Origin of the sequence: Janthinobacterium lividum, assembly GCF_011601275.1 — a bacterium.
Classification (GTDB): domain Bacteria; phylum Pseudomonadota; class Gammaproteobacteria; order Burkholderiales; family Burkholderiaceae_D; genus Janthinobacterium; species Janthinobacterium lividum_E.
The window spans coordinates 47,122-62,644 of sequence record NZ_JAAOLY010000021.1 but is presented as its reverse complement, the minus strand read 5'-3'; the positions used below and the strand labels follow the sequence as shown (position 1 = coordinate 62,644).

Here is a 15,523-nt window from a genome sequence, read left to right as displayed (position 1 = left end):
TCGACTACACTTGTTTCAGGCGCAGCGCTGACCAGCCGGCGTCGATGGCGACCATCGCCACGCTGTCGAGCCCTGATCCCTGCGCATACAGGCGGATATCGTCGCGGTGGATATCGCTGCCTGCCTTGATTCCCCCCTTGCGGTAAGCCACCCAGAGGGCGCCACCGGGCGCCAGGCGCGCCTGCGCCACGGGCAGGAATTGCTCCAGTTCCGCGCGGCTGCGCGCGAACAGCAGTATCCAGTCGGCTTTTTCACTTTCCCGTACCAGCCGCTCCGGCGGCAACTGCGCCAGCAATTCCTCATGCTCGCCGCCGTCATTGAGCACGGTCAGGGTCGTGGCATTTTTCACATACATTTTTTCAGCAACGGTTTTTTCAGGCATGGCATCGGCGTGTGGAGTGGGAAAAGACGAGCATAGCAAATTTCCCCTTGACTTATCGATATATCGTTATAAAATGACGATACCTACTAACGATATATCTTTAAAGAGAAAACATGAGAAACTCACACCATACAGAACACGGCCATTGCGGTCAGCATCACCACCACCATCACGGCGAGCATCGCCACGACCACCGCCATGGGCATCGCGGTGACTACTTCATGCATGGCCGCGGCCCGCGCGGCTTCGACGAGCGCGGTGATGGCATGGGCGGCATGGGCGGTGGTCCTGGCGGGCGCGGTGGGCGCGGCGAACGGGCCGAGCGCGTCTTTGGCCGCGGCGACCTGCCGCTGATCGTGCTGGCGCTGATTGAAATCAGCCCGCGCCACGGCTATGAAATCATCAAGGCCATCGAAGAGCGTTGCGGCGGCGCCTACGCCCCCAGTCCGGGCGCCGTGTATCCGACCCTGACCCTGCTGGAAGAGCAGGATCACGTCACGTCTTCCGAAAGCGCCAGCGGCAAGAAACTCTATACGATCACGGACCTGGGCCGCGCGTATCTGGACGAGAACCGCGCCCAGGTGGACGGCATCCTGGCCCGCCTCGACATGTTTGCCCGCGTCCAGGCGCGCAAGGCCTTGCCCGAGCGCGTGCACCAGGCCATGCATACCCTCAAGCATGCGCTGTTGCTGAACAAGACCAATTGGAGCGAGGCGGAAGCCGAGCGCGTCTCCGCCGTGCTGGAACAGGCGGCGAACGCCATCGTTGACGGCCACTGAGCCCACTTTACAAGGATACGCAATGACTACTTTAACAACTGCAGCGCCACGCCCGCACGCCATCGAACGCGTGCGGCATGACTTGAAACTGCGCGTGCTCACCGTCGTGCGCACCGAACAGTTGACGCCGCACATGCGCCGCATCACCCTGGCGGGCGACGACCTGGACGGCTTTGTCTCGCCGGCGCACGACGACCACGTGAAACTGTTCTTCCCAGCCCCGGGACAGACAGCGCCCGTGTTTCCCGTGCTGGGCAATGGGCCGAATCCCATCCAGTACGCCGAAGGCGCGCGACCCATCGCCCGCAATTACACGCCGCGTCGCTACGACGCCGCGCGGCGCGAGCTGGAAATCGACTTCGTGCTGCATGGCGACGGCCCCGCGGCCAGCTGGGCGGCGCAAGCCGCGCCCGGCCAGACCCTGGGCGTGGGCGGCCCGCGCGGCTCGATGCTGGTACCGCTTGATTTCGACTGGTATGTGCTGGTGGGCGACCAGACGGCCTTGCCGGCCATCGCCCGCCGCCTGGAGCAGTTGCCGGCCACGGCGCGCGCCATTGCCGTGATCGAGATCGTCGAAGACGGCGAGCAGATCGCGTTGGACAGCGCGGCGCAGCTGGACGTGCGCTGGGTGGCGCGCAATGGCTGCAAGGGGCCGCTGCTATTGGAAGCGTTGGAGCAAGTGGCCTTGCCGCAGGAAGGCGACGGCTATGTGTGGGTGGCGTGCGAGCATGCGCAGGTGCAGGGCTTGCGCGGGCACTTTATTGACGCCCGGGTGCCGAAGCAGCATCTGCATGTGGCCAGTTACTGGAAGCATGGCGTGGAAGAGCATCATGAACACCATGATGAGTGATAGGGGTGGCGTCGGCTTACAGTGGAATGTAGGTTGGATTAGCGGCGCGCCAGCGCTGCGTAATCCAACAATCAGCGTCATTACTTCAACAATCCCGCCAGTTCCACCGCCGTCTTGACCTGCATCTTGTCGAAGATATGCGCGCGGTGGACTTCCACGGTGCGCATGCTGATGCCCAGCTTGTCGGCCACCACCTTGTTCATCTTGCCCGCCAAAATCAGGTCCAGCACTTCGCGTTCGCGCGTCGACAGGGTGGCCAGGCGCGCGTGCACGGCGGCCAGCTCGCCGGCCTGGCGCGAGTTGGCCAGGCCCTGCTGCACGCGGTCCATCAGGTCGTTGTCGTTGAACGGCTTTTCAAAGAAGTCGAAGGCGCCCCGTTTCAGGCTGTCGACGGCCATCGGCACGTCGCCGTGGCCCGTGAGGAAGATCACGGGCAGGCGCGCCGTCAGGTCGCGCTTGACCAGCTGGTCGAACATGGCGATGCCGTTCATGTCGGGCATGCGCACGTCGAGCAGCACGCAGTCGCCGGCCGTGTCGAAGTTGCCGTCGAGGCTATCGAGGAATTGCTGGGCGCTGGCGTAGTTGCGCGATTCGATGCTGCGCGAGGCGGCCAGCCAGGACAGGGAGTCGCGTACGACCTCTTCGTCGTCGATGATGTGTAGCATGGTGTCTCCGGCTTGTCGTTATGCGTTATTGGTTACTGATTACTGGTTAATGCGGGTGCGGCGCGCCTGGCGCGGCCGGCACGCTGAATGTAAAGATGGTACCGCCAGCGGGGTTGGCGCCGAAGGTCAGCGCGCCGCCGTGAAATTCGATGGCGGTGCGGCAGATGTTCAGACCCATGCCCATGCCTTCGGACTTGGTCGAGAAAAACGGCGAAAACAGCCGCTCGGCCACGTCCTGCGGGATGCCATGGCCATGGTCGATCACGTCCACCGTCACCATGCCCTGCTGCGCGTCGTGGCTGGCCCGCAGGCGCATGATACGCCGTCCCGGCGCCGCGTCCTGCATGGCCTCGATGGCGTTGCGCGTCAGGTTCAGCAGCACTTGCTCGATCATCACGGGATCGGCGCGCAGCAGCGGCAGATCCGGCGGCAGCTCTTCCTGGATGGTGACATAGTATTTGCGCGCCTGCAGGTCGATCAGCGCGCGGATGCCGTCGATCAGGGTGCGGATGGCGATATCCTGGCGCTGCGGCTCGCTCTTGCGCACGAAATCGTGCACGCTGCGGATGATCTGGCCGGCCCGCTGCGCCTGCGCGCTGGCCTGTTCCAGCGCCGGTTTCAAGGTGCCCGGATCGACGGGAGCGTCATGCTCGATGGCGCGGCGGATCAAATTCAAGGCGCCCGTCGTATAGCTGGAAATGGCCGCCAGCGGCTGGTTCAATTCATGCGCGAGCATCGATGCCAGTTCGCCCATGGTGGCCAGGCGCGAGCTCGTTTGCAGCTTTTCCTGCTGCTGGCGATTGAGTTCCTCGACGCGCTTGCGGTCCGAGATATCGAGCACGGAACCCATCCAGCCCGTCTGCTGGCCATTCTTGTCCACCAAGGGCGCCTCGAAGATCAGCACCGCCACGCGCGTGCCGTCCGGACGCTGGAAATAGGTTTCGAACTGCGGCGTGGGATTGCCGGCCAAGGCCTTGACGAAGCGCTGCTGGTATTCCTCCAGCGCCTCGGGCACCCAGTAGGGCATGGGCGGCAAACGACCCAGGATTTCCTCGGGCGGATAGCCGACGATCTGGCAAAACGCGGGATTCACGTAGGTGACCCTGCCTTCCAGGTCGCGCGCGCGCATGCCCGTCACCAGCGAGTTTTCCATCGCCGTGCGAAACAGCATCTGCTGGCGCAGCGCGCCTTCGGCCACCAGGCGGCGCGAAATATGCCGCCACAGGGCCAGCAAGCTCCACAGCAAGCCCAGCGACAGGGCGATGACGGAGCCGACCAGCAAATTGGGCAGCAGCTTGGGCTGGCTTTTCACGCTGTCGGTAAACAGGGTGATACTGGCGCCGGGCACGTCGAGCGCGCGCTTGTGCGTGTACACGCCGTGACCGGGGCCGGCGGCGGCGCGCCGCGCCAGCACCTTGTCGTCGCGGTCGATCAGCGAAATCTGGTTATCCTGGGCGAACCACCACGGCACCATTTCATCGAGCAGGCTGCTGATCTGGTAAGTGGCCACCAGGCTGCCGACATAGCGCTGGCCGTCGAACAGGGGCTGGTGGTAATCCATCAGCATGGCGCCCGGCGGCGCGTCGGGAAAGCCCGTCTGCTGCGAAGGCTGGGCGTACTGGCCCCGGTGCAAGCGGCGCGCATTGTCGGCCGCCGTCAGCGAGGCCGGCGAAAACGACAGCGCATGCGGCAGGCTGTTGTCGCTGGTGGCCAGCACCTTGCCGCTGGTGTCGAGCCACAGCACGCGCTGCAGTTCTCGGCCATTGCGCAACATCTGCTGCAGCCGTTCGTGTACCTTTTCCGCCGACAGGGAGCTGCTGGCGATGTCCACGCCCAGGTTGAACAGGCTTTCCTCGTTGCGCGCCAGCTGGAAGCGGATGGTCTGTTCCACCCACAGGGTGTCGGCGATCAGCTGCTCCTGGCGTTCGTTGCTTTCCATCTGGCGCGCCTGCCAGGGCAGCCAGAACAGGATGGACAGGAACAGCAGCAGCAGGATGACGGGCAGCAGCCAGCGCATCGGGCTCGATAGCTTGAAGCGGCGTGCAAGGGTGGGGGGAGTCGGCATGGCTGGCAGGGTAGCGGCTTATCGGGAACCGGCTATTGTGGTTAACCACAATAGCGGCGGCAGTTTCTTTGGCACAATATTCAAGTAGACAAATAATAAAGTTTTTCAAAAACCACTCAGGAGACAACAATGCAGATGAAAACCATGTTCGTCGCGCTGTGCGCCGCCATCGGCGCCACCGCCGGCGTCCACGCTTACGCGCAAGCCCCCATCGTCATCAAGTTCAGCCACGTCGTGGCGACCGACACGCCGAAAGGCCAGGCCGCCGAACGCTTCAAGCAGCTGGCCGAAAAAGCCACGAATGGCAAGGTCAAGGTCGAACTGTACCCGAACAGCCAGCTGTACAAGGACAAGGAAGAACTCGAAGCGTTGCAGCTGGGCGCCGTGCAGATGCTGGCGCCCTCGCTGGCCAAGTTCGGCCCGCTGGGCGTGAAGGAATTCGAAGCGTTCGACCTGCCCTATATTTTCCCTACCAAGACGGCGCTGTACAACGTCACCGAAGGCGAAATCGGCAAGAGCCTGCTGAAAAAGCTGGAACCCAAGGGTATCACGGGCCTGGCCTACTGGGACAATGGCTTCAAGGTGATGTCGGCCAACAAGCCGCTGCACAATCCGGCCGACTTCAAGGGCCTGAAAATGCGCATCCAGTCGTCCAAGGTACTCGATGCGCAGATGCGCGCGCTGGGCGCCAACCCGCAGGTGCTGGCCTTCTCGGAAGTGTATCAGGCGCTGCAGACGGGCGTGGTCGACGGCACGGAAAATCCGCCGTCGAACATGTACACGCAAAAGATGCATGAAGTGCAGAAGCACGTAACCGTGTCCAACCACGGCTACCTGGGCTATGCCGTTATCGTCAACAAGAAATTCTGGGATGGCTTGCCGCCCGATATACGCGGCCAGCTGGAAAAAGCCATGCGCGAGGCGACCACGTTTGAAAAAGCCATCGCCCAGCGCGACAACGACCAGGCCCTCGACGCCATCAAGAAAGCGGGCAAGACGCAGATCTATACGCTGACGGTGCAGGAACAGGCCGAGTGGCGCAAGGCGCTGGCGCCCGTGCAGAAGGCCATGGAAGGGCGCATCGGCAAGGATCTGATCTCGGCCATCAACAAGGAAAGCGCGAAGTAAGCAGCATGCTGTAGCGCGCCGCCTGGCGCGCCAGGCAGGGCATCCCTGCCACTGGCTTGAATGACTCCTGCGCGTCCTGCGCGGGAGTCCGTGTACCCGCATTCTTTGAAAGTCCACCATGAAATTTCTGGATCACCTGGAAGAGTGGCTGATCGCGACCCTGATGGGCGCAGCCACCTTCATCATTTTCGTCGCGGTCGTGCACCGCTACCTGGCGGGCCTGCCGATACCGGGCCTGCAAGACTTCCTGATTCAAATCAATACCAGTTGGGCCCAGGAACTGTGTATCTACATGTTCGTCTGGATGGCCAAGTTCGGCGCCGCGTATGGCGTGCGCACGGGCATCCACGTGGGCGTCGATGTCTTGATCAACCGTATGAATCCGCGCTGGCGCGACCGCTTCATCGTCTTCGGCCTCGGCGCCGGCGCCCTGTTTACAGGCATCGTGGGTACCTTGGGCGCCAGCTTCGTGTGGTCGATTGGCCACACGGACCAGACGTCGGCCGACATGGAAGTGCCGATGTGGCTGGTCTACCTGGCCGTGCCGCTCGGCTCCTACCTGATGTGCTTCCGCTTCCTGCAGGTGATGGTGCATTTCATCAAGACGGGCGCCTTGCCGAAACACGACCACTCGCACGTCGAGGGCCTGGAAGATGAACTGGCGGCGGAAGAAAAAGGAGCCAAGGCATGAACGCGCTGATTATTTTTGTATTGCTGCTGGCGCTGATGCTGACCGGCATGCCGATTTCCATTTCGCTGGGCCTGACGGTACTGACGTTTCTGTTCACCATGACCAGCGTGCCCATCGAATCGGTGGCCCTGAAGATTTTCACGGGCATCGAGAAATTCGAGATCATGGCCATCCCGTTCTTCATTTTGGCGGGTAACTTCCTCACGCATGGCGGGGTGGCCCGGCGCATGATCAACTTCGCCAGCTCCATGGTCGGCCACTGGCACGGCGGCCTGGCGCTGGCCGGCGTGATGGCGTGCGCGCTGTTTGCGGCCGTGTCCGGTTCCAGCCCCGCCACCGTGGTGGCGATCGGCTCCATCATCCTGCCGGCCATGGTCAAGCAGGGCTATCCGCGCGGTTTCGGCGCCGGCGTCATCACCACTTCGGGCGCGCTGGGGATCTTGATTCCACCGTCGATCGTGATGGTGATGTATTCCGTCAGCACGAATACCTCGGTCGGTAAACTGTTCATGGCGGGCGTGATTCCCGGCATGATGCTGGCCATGCTGCTGGGCCTGACCACGTGGTTTTTGGCGCGCAAGCACAACTATCCGCGCATGAAAAAGGCCAGCTGGGGCGAGCGCTTCGTCACGTTCAAGAAGAGCGCCTGGGGCCTGCTCTTGATTGTCATCGTCATGGGCGGCATTTATTCCGGCGCCTTCACGCCGACGGAAGCGGCCGCCATGGCTGCCGTGTACGCCTTCATCATCGCCGTCTTCGTCTACAAGGACTTGAAGATCAAGCAAGTGGGCAAGGTCTTGCTTGATTCGGCCGCCATGTCGGCGATGCTGTTGTACATCATCACGAATGCCGTGCTGTTCTCGTTCCTGATGACCAGCGAAAACATCCCGCAGGCGATGGCCGAATGGATCACGGGCAAGGGCCTGGGCGTGATCAGTTTCTTGTTGGTGGTCAACGTGCTGCTGTTGTTGGCTGGTAACGTCATGGAACCGTCGTCCATCGTGCTGATCATGGCGCCTATCCTGTTCCCCGTCGCCATGAAGCTGGGCATCGATCCTGTGCACTTCGGCATCCTGATCGTGGTCAACATGGAAGTGGGCATGTGCCATCCACCCGTGGGCCTGAACCTGTACGTGGCGTCCGGTATCACCAAGATGGGCATCTCGGAGCTGACCGTGGCCGTGATGCCATGGCTGCTGACCATGCTGGCCTTCCTGGGTTTGATTACCTACGTACCACAAATCTCGCTGTGGCTGCCAAATTTAATTTACAACTAAAACAGTTGTCCCCGTCATGGTGCAAAAAAAGTCGATACGGCCGAATAAATGCGCTATGATGGGCAGCCTTAAGGGGAAACACGTATATGCATATACGCCCTGGTAGCAAGGCTGAAATACAGAATTGGTAACAAAGTTAGTGGGGGAGTGGTCTATAAAAACGGTATTGATACCGGGGATATATTGAGGAGACACACGTTTCACAGAAGTTGTTGAGTCATAGCTGTCTGCGGCCACAAGCCGGCACCGGCGGACCCAAACGACCGGGAACGTGAAGCAATATTTGAAGCGCACCGACTGGTGCGCTTTTTTTTCGTGCGCAGGAAACGTCCGCCGGCACGCCCAAAGACGGTGCATAATTCCCGTGGCGCCGTTTCCCGCGCCGGCAGGTTGCATATATGCCACACTTGAATAATGATCAGCAGATGAAAAAACAACAGGGCAGTGAACTGTTCAGCGCCATCGTGGCCGCGCCGTTCGGCGCCATGGGCGTGCGTGCGCACGATGGCCAGGTATGCGAACTGGTCTACCTGCCGCCGCACTTTGCGGAAAAAGACGCGCAGGATGCCGTCTCCGAGCGGGCCTGCCAGCAACTGGCGCGCTATTTCCGCGATCCTGATTATGTCTTCGACCTGCCGCTGGCCGCTTCGGGCAGCGCCTACCAGCAACGAGTGTGGGCGGCGATCAGCGGCATTGCGCGCGGCCAGGTGCGCACCTATGGCGACGTGGCGCGCCTGATCGGCTCGGCGCCGCGCGCCGTGGGCCAGGCCTGCGGCGCCAACTGGTTTCCCGTGGTGATCCCCTGCCACCGGGTCACGGCCGCTGGCGGCCTGGGCGGCTTTGCCCACCACGACGACGCGACGGGATTTCACCTGGGCGTCAAGCGCTGGCTGCTGGCGCATGAAGGCGTGGCGGCTTACCTATGATGAACAGCCTGCTGGCCCCCGACAACGCCACCCTGATCGATGAATTCTGCGACAGCCTGTGGCTGGAAGACGGCCTGTCGAAAAACTCGCTGGACGCTTACCGGCGCGACATGCGTTTGTTTGCCCGCTGGCTGGAAGTGGCGCGGCCCGGACGCGAGGGTCTGTACGAAGTTGCCACGGTCGATATCGAAGCGTATTTTGCCGCCCGCCACGACGAGAGCAAGGCCACGTCGTCGAACCGGCGCTTGTCCGTGCTCAAGCGTTTTTACCAGCTGGCCCTGCGGCACAAGCATATCGCGGCCGATCCGTGCCTGAAGATGGTCTCGGCCAAGCAGCCCGCGCGCTTCGTGCATACCCTGAGCGAAGCGCAGGTGGAAGCCTTGCTGGCGGCGCCCGACGTGAGCACGCCGCTGGGCCTGCGCGAGCGCACGATGCTCGAACTTATGTATGCGAGCGGCTTGCGCGTGTCGGAGCTGGTGGACTTGAAATCCGTGGAACTGAGCCTCAATGATGGCGTGCTGCGCATCACGGGCAAGGGTAGCAAGACGCGGCTGGTGCCGTTCGGCGAACAGGCGCGGCTGTGGATCGAGCGCTACCTGAAGGAAGCGCGCGGCATCATTCTTGACGGGCAAATGGACGACGCGCTGTTCGTCACGCGGCGCGGCGGCGCCATGACGCGGCAAATGTTCTGGGTCATCATCAAGAAACATGCGTTGAGCGCCGGCATCACGGCCCCGCTGTCGCCGCACACCCTGCGCCACGCGTTCGCCACGCATTTGCTCAACCATGGCGCGGACTTGCGTGTTGTGCAATTGTTACTGGGACACTCCGATATTTCCACCACGCAGATTTACACGCATGTGGCCCGCGAACGGCTGAAACTGCTGCATGCGCAGCACCATCCACGCGGCTAAACATTTGGTGTTTGCTCCAACTACGTCATAATGTGGCTTATATGCTTATCTGTAACATCTAAAAACTAAAGAGGTAGTAAATGGCCAAGACAAATTTCCAATACGAAAAACGGCAAAAAGAGCTGGAAAAGAAGAAGAAAGCCGAGGAAAAAGCCAGACGCAAGCTGGAAGCGAAGAACAATCCGAAGCCGGCCGATGGCGAAGAGGGTGCCGAAGGTGCGGAGAGTGATGAGCCGGAAGACGACGACACCGACGCGCCAGCCCAGCCCCAGTAATTCCCCGTTCTTGACGACCGGTGCGGCACCATCGCCGCGCCGGTATCTCCTCGTTCTACTTTCTCCCGCTACAAGCGCGGCCGCTGGCCGATCGCCAGTTGCAGCTGCGTGCTGGCGATGGCCGCATCGGCGCGCGCCTGCACATAACCCTGGTAGGCCTCGTCGGCCGAACGCTGCGCCGCCAGCCATTCCAGCAGCGACGCATTGCCTTTGACGTAAGACAGGCGCATGCCATCGACCACCTTTTGCGCATCGACCAGCACGCCGTCACGGTAGCGCGCCAACCTGTCCTGCGCCGCATGCAGCTGCCGCTGCGCCGTGCGCACCTGCGTTTCCGTCGTCAGTTCCGCCTGGCGCAGCGCCAGCATCGCCTGCGTGACGCCCGCTTCCGCCTGCACGATATCTCCCTTGTCGCGCCGCGACAGGGGGATGGGAATGGCCAGCGAGAGGGACAGCGCGCGCGAGCGGGGTGAACCGTCGACGGGATTGCCGCTGGTGTCGATCCCGTCATGGTAGCCGCGCGCGGCGGCCAGGCCCACGGTAACGGTCGGATCGACCGAGCGGTTGGCGCGCACAAGGGCCGCGCCGTCGCGCAGATTATCGACGGTGGCGCGCGCGATGCGCACGTCGTTGCGGGCCTCGAGCGCTTGCGGCAGCAGCACGCTGGCATCCTTGTTCTCAAACGCGGTGAAGTCGCAGGCCAGCTGCACGTCGGGAAACAGCGCATCGAACTGGCGCCCTAGAGGCGGTGATAAATTCAACATGGCGCTGTCCGCCTCGCTGCGCGCCTGCGCCAACTCGGTCTGGAACTGGTCGCGTTCCACGCGCGATTGCAGCAGCTCGATGCCGCCCACGTCGCCCGCCTTGCGCCGCACGGTGTTCGCCTCCACCACTGTCGACAGGGCAGCCATGGTCTGCTCCTTGCGTGCGAGGACGTCGCGCGTGCGGCACGCTTCCGTGAACGCTGCGGCGGCCGTGCCATACAGCTCGCTCTTGAAGCCAGCCACCGTTTCCTCGGCCAGCGCGATATTGCTGTGCGCCGCTTTTAACCGCGCGGCGCGCTTGCCGCCCGTCTCGATGGCCATGCTGATGGCCGGGTTCCACGTGACGGGACGGTGCCCGGTGCTGTGCACGGTTTCGCGCGTGGCGCCCAGAGTGAACTCCGGGTCGGGACGCAGGCCGGCAATGCCGATGCCTGCCTTGGCCGAGGTGATGCTTTCCTGCTGCGCCTGAAGTTCCAGGCTGTGGCTTTCCACGGCGGACAGGTAGGTCTCGAAGGTCAACGGGGCGGCGCTGGCGCAAGGGGCGATCAGCCAGGCCGCCAGCAGCAGATTAAAACGTGTCATGGGTCTCTCCTTCGGTATGCGTCTGGCGTTTTTGCAGGTGCGCCTCGATCAGGTAATACAGGGCCGGCAACAGCAGCAGGGTCAGTGCCGTGGCCGTCACCAGGCCGCCCACCACGACGGTCGCCAGCGGTCGCTGCACGTCGCTGCCCAGGCCCGTGGCCAGCATGGCCGGCGTCAGCCCCAGGGCGGCCACGGTGGCCGTCATCAGCACGGGGCGCATGCGATCGCGCGCGCCTTCGAGCACGGCGTCGCGCAAGCTTTTTCCCTCGTCGACGCGCAAGCGGTTGATCTGCGCCAGCATCAGCACGGCATTTAATACGGCCACGCCGAACAGGGCGATGAAGCCGACGGCGCTCGACACGTTCAAGGTCATGCCGCGCAGGTGCAGCGCGGCCAGGCCGCCCAGCATGGCCAGCGGCACGGCCAGCAGGACCAGCGCGGGCTGGCGCATGTTGCGGAACTGACCAAACAGCAGCAAAAACATGGCTCCCAGAGTCATCGGCAGGATCAGGGCCAAACGGCTTTGCGCGCGCTGCAGGTTCTCGAACTGGCCGCCCCACTCGACGCTGATGCGCTGGTGCTCGCCTGCCACGGCTTGCGCTACCAGGGGGCGCGCTTCGGCCAGGAAGCCGGCCAGGTCGCGCCCGCGGGCATTCAGGCGCACGATGATGTGGCGCCGTCCCATTTCACGCACGATCACGCTTTCGCCCGAAGTGGTGCTGATGCTTGCTACCTGCGCCAGCGGCACCTTCGCGCCGTTGGCGGCCGTGAGCTTCAGGCTGGCGATGGCGTCCGGGCTGGAGCGTGTGGCGGGCGGGAAGCGTACGGCGATGTCGTAGCTTTTCTCGCCGACATACACCTGGCCGATGGGCGCGCCGCCGATGCCGGTGGAAATGAGGTCGGCCACGTCGGCCGCGTTGATGCCGTAGCGGGCCGCCTTCGCGCGGTCCAGCTCCACCTTCAGGTTGGGCAGGGGCGGCTCGACGTCCACGGCCACGTCGGAGGCGCCGTGGACAGTCTTCAGGACATTGGCCACCTTGCCGGCGATGGCACGCACTTCATCGAGGTCGTTGCCGAAGATTTTTACCGTCAGGTCGCTGTGCGCGCCCGACAATTTATCCTGCACGCCGTCGATCATCGGCTGCATGAAAGCCACCGTGACACCGGGCATGCGCGCGAAGCGCTCGTTCATTTTCGCGATTAGCTGCTGCTTGCTCATGCCCGATTTCCAGCTTTTATACGGATGCAGTCCCACGCTCGCCTCGATGTGCGACGGCGTCCAGTAATCGGTGCCGTCGTCGTTGCGCCCCGTCTGCGTGACGATGGTCGACACTTCGGGAAATTCCAGCGCGGCGCGCCGCAGTTCGCTGGCCATCTCGGAGGCCTTGTCCAGGGTAATCCCGGGCGGCATCTGCACCTGCAGCCACAAGGAACCCTCATCGAGGTAGGGTAAAAAGTCGCGCCCGATACTGCCACCCAGGATGGCAAGCGCTGCGAGCGATCCTGCGCACACCATCGCCACCCAGCGCTTCCTGCCCACCATGCGTTCGAGGAAGCGGCCATACGCGCCCGCCAGCTGGTCCAGCGCGCGGTTGTGCGGCATGCGGCGCGGCTTGCGCAAGGCCAGCCAGGCCAGACCCGGGATCAGCACCAGCGCCACCACCAGCGCGCCCACGAGCGCTGCGCCCACCGCGTACGCCATGGGCGAGAACAGCTTGTATTCGATGCGCTGGAAGGCGAACAGGGGCAGGTAGGCGGCGATGATCACGGCCATGCCGAACATGATGGGGCGCGCCACTTGCAGGGTGGCGTCGATGGCGTCCTGCAGGGTCAGGGGCCGTTCCTGATCCCGTTCGCGGCGGCGCAGCATGTTTTCCAGCACCACCACGGAGCCGTCGACGAGGATGCCGAAGTCGATCGCCCCCAAGGAGAGCAAATTGGCGGGAATCTTAAAATGGTGCATGAAGATGAAGGCGATCAGCAGGGCCAGCGGAATCGTCAGCGCGACGATGGCGGCCGCGCGCGGGCTGCCCAGATACAGCAGCAGCACGAGGGCGACGAGCAGCATGCCTTCGCCCAGGGTGAATCCCACCGTGTGCAAGGTGGCGTCGATCAGCGAGCTGCGGTCCAGGTAGGGCACGACCTTGACATCCTTCGGCAGCACGTTGGCGTTCAAGTCGTCCACGGCCGCATGGATGCCCGCCAGCGCTTCGGACGGATTGAAATCCTTGAGCAGCAGGGTGATGCCTTCGATGGTGTCGGGGTTGTCATCCTTGCCGAGGATGCCGCGCCGCTCCACGTTGCCGTAAGCGAGCCTGCCCAGGTCTTTTACCAGTACGGGTACGCCGTCCTTGCTGCTGACGACGACGTTGCCCATGTCGTCGAGCGAATGGAGCAAGCCCACGCCGCGCACCACGTACGATTGCTGGCCGCGGTCGATCACGCTGCCGCCGCCGCTGATGTTGTTGGCGTTGATGGCCTCCTTGACCTGCGCCAGCGAGAAGCCGTAGCTGTCCAGCTTTGCGGGGTCGAGTTCCAGCATGAATTGCGTCGTGAGACCGCCGAAATTGCTGACGTCGGCCACGCCGCGCACCTGCTGCAGGCGCGGGATCACGGTCCAGAACTGCAGTTCGGACAGTTCGCGCAGGGAGCGTGTTTTCGATTCCAGGGTGTAGCGGTAGATCTCGCCCGTGGGCGACGTATAGGGATCGAGGCCCGGCTTGGCGTCATACGGCAGGTTCACGCTGGCCAGGCGTTCCTGCAGCCGCTCGCGCGTGAAGTAGCCGTCACTGCCATCCTCGAACACCACCGTGATCAGCGACAGCGCGAACAGGCTGCGCGTGCGCAGCACGTGCATGCCGGGCGTACCGAGCAGGGCGCGTTCCAGGGGAATGGTGATCTGCTGCTCGATTTCCTCGGCGCCCAGTCCCGGTACTTGCGTGACGATCTGTGAGGTGACGTCGGCGATGTCGGGATAAGCCTCGATGGGCAGCTGCTTCCAGCAATAGACGCCATAGGCGGCGACGAACAGCAGCACGAGCCAGACGATGCCGCGCCGCTGGCAGCAGGTAGCGATGAAACGGTCAATCATTGAGCAGCACTCCTTCCTTGACGACGATGCGTTCGCCAGCCTTCAGGCCCGAGACGATTTCCACTTGCCCGCCATGGCTGGCGCCCACCTGCACCGTGCGCGGCGTGAATACCAGCGGGCTGCGTTCGACCATTACGCGCGTCGATGGTCCGCTTTGCAGCACGGCGGCGGCCGGCACGAGAAGGGCGCGGCGGCTGGCGCCGGCGAATCCCGCGTGGGCAAACATGCCCGGCTTGAAGGCGCCGGCGCGGTTGTCGATGGCCACGCGTACTTTCACCGTGCGCGTCTCGGGATCGAGCACGGCGCCGACATAGGCGACCTTGCCCTCGAAAGCCTTGCCGGGCCAGGCGTCGACCGTGATGCGGGTCGCTTGGCCCACGGCCACCTGCGCCAGGTCCCGCTCGGCCACGTTGGCCGACAGCCACACGGTGGAGAGATCTGCCACCGTCATGACGGGCGCGTTGATATCGTTCCAGTAGCCGCCCTGGGCGCCTTCCATGGCGATCACGGTGCCGGCGATCGGTGAACGCAAGACATAGTCGCGGCGCGCACCGCCAGCACCGGCGCCGTACTGGGCCAGCTTGTCGGCGCTGGCCCGGGCGTCGCTGCCGGCCTGGTCGTAGGCCGCCTGGGCCGCTTCGTACTCCTTGCGCGCGGCGATTTCCGCCTCGAACAGCGTCTTCTGGCGCTCGAGTTCCTGGCGCGCCTGCAGCAGGGCGGAGCGCGCCTTGCTGTCGTCCGCGTAGGCGGCGCTCAGTTCCGCCGAATCGAGCGTGAACAGCGGATCGCCCGCCTTCACGCTGTCGCCCAGTGAACGCTGCAAGCGCGTGATGCGCCCGGCCAGTGGCGGCGTGATTTTCACCAGTTTTTCCGGCATCGCCTCGATGCTGCCGGGCGCCTGCGTCTGCGTGGCGATCTCCTGTTCCTGCACGGCGGCGTTCTGCAGGCGCTGGCGCAGCGGCGACATCTTGTCGACGGCGATGCTGCCGTCGTCCAGGTGCATGGCCTGGACGGGTGGCGTGGCCGCCGGCACAGGCTTGGCGCAGCCAGCCAGGGCCGAGCAGGCGAGAGCGAGGGCGCAGCTGGCGCCCAGGGCGTTGCGGGTGGTCGTGTTCATCCCGTGTTTCCTTGTTA

Annotated in this window: 14 protein-coding genes; 8 read left to right on the top strand and 6 right to left on the bottom strand. The window is 63.6% G+C overall.

What is annotated here, in order from left to right; all coding sequences use genetic code 11:
- Nucleotides 1-4 precede the first annotated feature (4 nt).
- Nucleotides 5-382, bottom strand: a complete 378-nt coding sequence (locus GYK42_RS25050; RefSeq protein WP_166449695.1) for a DUF3052 family protein — start codon at nucleotides 380-382, stop codon at nucleotides 5-7.
- 113 nt (nucleotides 383-495) lie between these two features.
- On the opposite strand from GYK42_RS25050, the gene GYK42_RS25045 reads away from it, so the two are divergent.
- Nucleotides 496-1,161, top strand: coding sequence for a PadR family transcriptional regulator (locus GYK42_RS25045; RefSeq protein ID WP_166449694.1), 666 nt, complete (start codon nucleotides 496-498; stop codon nucleotides 1,159-1,161).
- A 22-nt stretch (nucleotides 1,162-1,183) separates the two neighbouring features.
- Nucleotides 1,184-2,011 carry a siderophore-interacting protein gene (locus tag GYK42_RS25040; protein ID WP_166449693.1) on the top strand — a complete coding sequence of 276 codons (828 nt, stop codon included), beginning with the start codon at nucleotides 1,184-1,186 and terminating at the stop codon, nucleotides 2,009-2,011.
- 80 nt (nucleotides 2,012-2,091) lie between these two features.
- Here GYK42_RS25040 and GYK42_RS25035 read toward each other — a convergent pair whose 3' ends face one another.
- Nucleotides 2,092-2,676 carry a response regulator transcription factor gene (locus tag GYK42_RS25035; protein WP_166449692.1) on the bottom strand — a complete coding sequence of 195 codons (585 nt, stop codon included), beginning with the start codon at nucleotides 2,674-2,676 and terminating at the stop codon, nucleotides 2,092-2,094.
- A 46-nt stretch (nucleotides 2,677-2,722) separates the two neighbouring features.
- A complete protein-coding gene (locus GYK42_RS25030; protein WP_240943805.1) occupies nucleotides 2,723-4,741 on the bottom strand; it encodes a sensor histidine kinase in 2,019 nt (672 codons plus the stop codon).
- 135 nt (nucleotides 4,742-4,876) lie between these two features.
- Between GYK42_RS25030 and GYK42_RS25025 the strand changes: the two genes are divergently transcribed.
- The 6 genes from GYK42_RS25025 (at nucleotide 4,877) to GYK42_RS25000 (ending at nucleotide 9,952) form a co-directional block, all read left to right on the top strand.
- The gene (locus GYK42_RS25025) at nucleotides 4,877-5,869 is read left to right on the top strand and encodes a TRAP transporter substrate-binding protein (protein ID WP_431190188.1); all 993 of its coding nucleotides are present in this window, start codon (nucleotides 4,877-4,879) and stop codon (nucleotides 5,867-5,869) included.
- Nucleotides 5,870-5,987: 118 nt separating this feature from the next.
- Entirely contained in the window at nucleotides 5,988-6,560 is a 573-nt protein-coding gene (locus GYK42_RS25020) for a TRAP transporter small permease (protein WP_166449690.1), read from the top strand.
- Nucleotides 6,557-7,837, top strand: a complete 1,281-nt coding sequence (locus GYK42_RS25015; protein ID WP_034746868.1) for a TRAP transporter large permease — start codon at nucleotides 6,557-6,559, stop codon at nucleotides 7,835-7,837. Before GYK42_RS25020 ends, GYK42_RS25015 begins: the two co-directional genes overlap by 4 nt.
- A 425-nt stretch (nucleotides 7,838-8,262) precedes the next feature.
- A complete protein-coding gene (locus GYK42_RS25010; RefSeq protein WP_166449689.1) occupies nucleotides 8,263-8,763 on the top strand; it encodes a methylated-DNA--[protein]-cysteine S-methyltransferase in 501 nt (166 codons plus the stop codon).
- A complete protein-coding gene (gene xerD / locus GYK42_RS25005; protein WP_431190187.1) occupies nucleotides 8,760-9,677 on the top strand; it encodes a site-specific tyrosine recombinase XerD in 918 nt (305 codons plus the stop codon). Before GYK42_RS25010 ends, xerD begins: the two co-directional genes overlap by 4 nt.
- Nucleotides 9,678-9,757: 80 nt before the next feature.
- Nucleotides 9,758-9,952 carry a hypothetical protein gene (locus GYK42_RS25000; protein ID WP_046686172.1) on the top strand — a complete coding sequence of 65 codons (195 nt, stop codon included), beginning with the start codon at nucleotides 9,758-9,760 and terminating at the stop codon, nucleotides 9,950-9,952.
- A 68-nt stretch (nucleotides 9,953-10,020) separates the two neighbouring features.
- Here GYK42_RS25000 and GYK42_RS24995 read toward each other — a convergent pair whose 3' ends face one another.
- The 3 genes from GYK42_RS24995 to GYK42_RS24985 are packed head-to-tail and all read right to left on the bottom strand — an operon-like array spanning nucleotide 10,021 to nucleotide 15,506.
- Nucleotides 10,021-11,298: a TolC family protein gene (locus GYK42_RS24995; RefSeq protein ID WP_166449688.1), complete on the bottom strand. Its 1,278-nt coding sequence runs from the start codon at nucleotides 11,296-11,298 to the stop codon at nucleotides 10,021-10,023.
- Nucleotides 11,285-14,389: an efflux RND transporter permease subunit gene (locus GYK42_RS24990; protein WP_166449687.1), complete on the bottom strand. Its 3,105-nt coding sequence runs from the start codon at nucleotides 14,387-14,389 to the stop codon at nucleotides 11,285-11,287. Before GYK42_RS24990 ends, GYK42_RS24995 begins: the two co-directional genes overlap by 14 nt.
- Nucleotides 14,382-15,506, bottom strand: a complete 1,125-nt coding sequence (locus tag GYK42_RS24985; RefSeq protein ID WP_166449686.1) for an efflux RND transporter periplasmic adaptor subunit — start codon at nucleotides 15,504-15,506, stop codon at nucleotides 14,382-14,384. The genes GYK42_RS24990 and GYK42_RS24985 overlap by 8 nt, the downstream gene beginning before the upstream one ends.
- Nucleotides 15,507-15,523 lie beyond the last annotated feature (17 nt).